This is a genomic window from Kitasatospora sp. NPDC059088, assembly GCF_042738155.1.
In the GTDB taxonomy this organism is placed as follows: Bacteria; Actinomycetota; Actinomycetes; order Streptomycetales; family Streptomycetaceae; genus Kitasatospora.
Genome location: NZ_JBHYGR010000276.1, coordinates 1 through 2,913, shown reverse-complemented (window position 1 = coordinate 2,913; position 2,913 = coordinate 1). Strand labels below are relative to the sequence as shown.

4 protein-coding genes are annotated in these 2,913 nt (G+C 46.8%); all 4 read right to left on the bottom strand.

Annotated elements, in window-relative coordinates:
• The coding region (locus tag ACFWXO_RS45240) for a hypothetical protein (RefSeq protein ID WP_380533077.1) at positions 1-494 on the bottom strand (494 nt) is incomplete at its 3' end.
• The gene (locus tag ACFWXO_RS45235; RefSeq protein ID WP_376642735.1) at positions 495-1,280 is read right to left on the bottom strand and encodes a hypothetical protein; all 786 of its coding nucleotides are present in this window, start codon (positions 1,278-1,280) and stop codon (positions 495-497) included. It abuts the gene before it with no gap.
• Positions 1,249-2,073, bottom strand: a complete 825-nt coding sequence (locus tag ACFWXO_RS45230) for a glycoside hydrolase family 73 protein (protein ID WP_380533074.1) — start codon at positions 2,071-2,073, stop codon at positions 1,249-1,251. Before ACFWXO_RS45230 ends, ACFWXO_RS45235 begins: the two co-directional genes overlap by 32 nt.
• Positions 2,074-2,081: 8 nt before the next feature.
• Positions 2,082-2,843 carry a LysM peptidoglycan-binding domain-containing protein gene (locus tag ACFWXO_RS45225; protein ID WP_376642739.1) on the bottom strand — a complete coding sequence of 254 codons (762 nt, stop codon included), beginning with the start codon at positions 2,841-2,843 and terminating at the stop codon, positions 2,082-2,084.
• Positions 2,844-2,913 lie beyond the last annotated feature (70 nt).

Here is a 2,913-nt window from a genome sequence, read left to right as displayed (position 1 = left end):
ATAACATCCTGAAGCGATAGATTCGTTGTCTGTAAATCCTTTTGCAGCTGTGTCGCATCCGTAGCAGCTTGATTCCATTTCAAACGTTCAGAATCCGAGACGTGAGGTTTAGCATTTGCGATATGGTTCTTCAGGTTTGTTTCTGATGTCGTCACCCTGTCACTCATACCGTCCCACTTGGTACGGTCTTCAGACGATACGTGTTTGGTCGTGTCCTTTACATGAGCGTCCAAGACTCGGCCGAATGAATCAACGTCAGCCTTCATACTTTGAATTTGTTGGTCAGTTGCACCAGTTGACCCACCGTCCGCGGTATCCTCTAACGCTTGGACTTTTTGCTGAAGCGTCAGAATATCGTTCTTTATCTCATCTGACACGTCCATATGGTCAACGGTGTCCTGAAGCTTTGCCATCTTGTCTTTTAAATCTGAAATACTTGTTTTGACGCCTGTATCATCATAGGGCGGCGTCCGCCTTGACCCGAGTTCAATCAATTAGGACACCTCCACGATTGTGACGACTGTCTCAGTATCAGCGACTAGGTACACGTCAGGGCTTTGGCTATGAACCTTAAATGTTAGCGGGCTGTCGTTAGACGTGAGCGGCGCACCTGTAGTCGTCTCGACACCCTGCTTACCCCAATAAATGACACCCGAGTTAGGCGGGTAGATCGTCAACTCTCGGCGGTTTGTCAGTTTGCTAGAACCTGACTTTGCCATTACAGGCGTGACGCCTACACTCACCCCACCAACCCTAAAGTCATTCATTCCGGCTTCCCGAGTTGGTACAGGTTGTGTCGCCGGGATAGAAGACCCGCCGAGTGTGACAGGCTTATCTATCTCAACACTCCCAATATGCTTGTCGCCTGCCGCAAGCGGCGGTAACGCTGATATATCTACGGTTCCTGTCATCTGCCCAAGCTGAACGGTGTCAATGGACTGTGGTATAGATGACGCTGTAAATTTCTCAATCCAAGATTCGACCCGGACTTTTTCGGGCTGCACGATCGCGGCGTCAAGGTAGATTGTGTGATAGCCGAGCGGTCGCGCCAAAAGCTTTGTTGACCCCGGCGCTACGGCTAAAAGATAATTGTTAGGCGACACGCTCGGGCGCTCGTGTACGTACACGATCTGACTTGTGTTATTTGTTATGGCTGAATGGTTCGGCTTTGTGTCGTCAAAATAAACCGTTGTAATGTCGCCCGGTAGCATGGTGACGGTCTGTTCACGCCATGTACTCTTTTTATGGTCATCCCCCGGCTGTTTGACTAGTTCCGGCATTCTTGTTCACTCCTTTTGATATTGTAGCGGCTTTCTTGATGTGGTTTGACGCGCTGCGTCCTTTCTTAATGGCTTTGGCTCCCTTAGAAACAGATTTGACAGCACGACCACCCGGAACAAAATCCATTGCGGTGGATGCTGTACCTTTCGCAACGTCTCCGACTGCTGGGAAGGCTTTCATAAAGAACACGATTGCAATGATAGCAAGCCCGAGAATAAGAGACCATCTGAACACGCCGAACATGATATTTGATAAATATGATTTGTCGTCAGTGCCTGAAGATGAAGAATCCCCACCTGTCGCCCCGGCTCCTGACGTTCCTTTGAATGTAATGTCCTTATCATCGTACTGGTGAAGGTTGTTACTGCTGATAATGCCGAGAAGCTTATTTACATAGTTAGGGTCTGTTGCATACCCTCCAGCTTTGATTCCCTTCGCATAGTCCTCAACGCTTTTTGCGTTCTTCAGCTTTGACGCATAACGCGGCTTGGATAATAGTTCCGCGTGGGCGCGTATGGAATCTTGATAGCTGTTGTACTTTGCAAAGCCATCCTTCACGTGATAGGTCTTACCGTTATATACTTCGGTCGTACCCATCGTGGCACTTCCTGCTGTACCTCTTCCCTTTATTCCAAATAGGTTCTTAGAGTAGTAGGCAAGCCCGGACAATCCGCCCGGGTTTGAACCGCCTGATTCTAACATGATTTGACCCAGTATGATGGATGCAGGGATGCCAGTTTCTTTCTGTATGGCTTGCGCGTCTTTGATAAACGGCTTTATATTTACGCCCATACTTCCACCTACTTTGTCAGGATTTTGATTTTCTGACCCGGTTTAATTTTGTTCGGGTCTTTGAGTTTGTTAAACTTGGCTGTTTCCATATACGCGGCTTTTGTACCACCCTTACCATATTTCTGCGTCAATTCTGACAACGTGTCACCTTTTTTCACCGTCACCGTTTTGTATTTTGGTGTAGACGGTTTTTTCGCTGGCGATGGCTTTTTAGCCGGGGTTGACGGTTTTTTAGCAGGTGTTGTCGTTTTGGCAGGTGTTGACGGTTTCGCGTTCTTCAGCTTTTCCAGTTCTTTATGAAGCTGGTCATTTTCTGTTTCCAAGTTGCTGTATTTCTTCGCTTGATCGGCAAGCTGTTTTGAAATGCTGTCCTTTACTTGGTCAACATACGTTTTGTTTTCCTTGCCAATATCGGTAATGGTGTCGATTACATCTGACTTAAATGATTCTTGGTTCTGCCCCAATTCATTTGCAAAGTTGTTTAAGGCTGTATCAACGCTACCTTCAATGAGAGATTGATTGTTTTGTAGCTGTGCCTGAACCAAGCTTGAATTCATAGGATTGCCATCCAAGTAATCACCCTCTAATGCTTCAGAAGTCACGTACTGTTCTTCCTCAGCAGGACGCCCACGCGTCACAAGGGAGACTAATAGAAAGACCCCAATTGCAACCGACCCGATAATGACAATATTCTTTTTGTTTAATTGGAATTTCTTTTTACCCGGGGAATGACCCCCGGATTCATGACCGACTTGTTCAAATTCCGCCATACCAATATAAGCCTCCTATCGGATCACCGAAAAAATCATTCTTAGGGAACTTTTCAACATCTACCTGATA

Bases quoted from the DNA above. Each gene is read 5' to 3' on its own strand.
- ACFWXO_RS45225 (WP_376642739.1), bottom strand. From the start codon at position 2,843: ATGGCGGAATTTGAACAAGTCGGTCATGAATCCGGGGGTCATTCCCCG.
- ACFWXO_RS45230 (WP_380533074.1), bottom strand. From the start codon at position 2,073: ATGGGCGTAAATATAAAGCCGTTTATCAAAGACGCGCAAGCCATACAG.
- ACFWXO_RS45235 (WP_376642735.1), bottom strand. From the start codon at position 1,280: ATGCCGGAACTAGTCAAACAGCCGGGGGATGACCATAAAAAGAGTACA.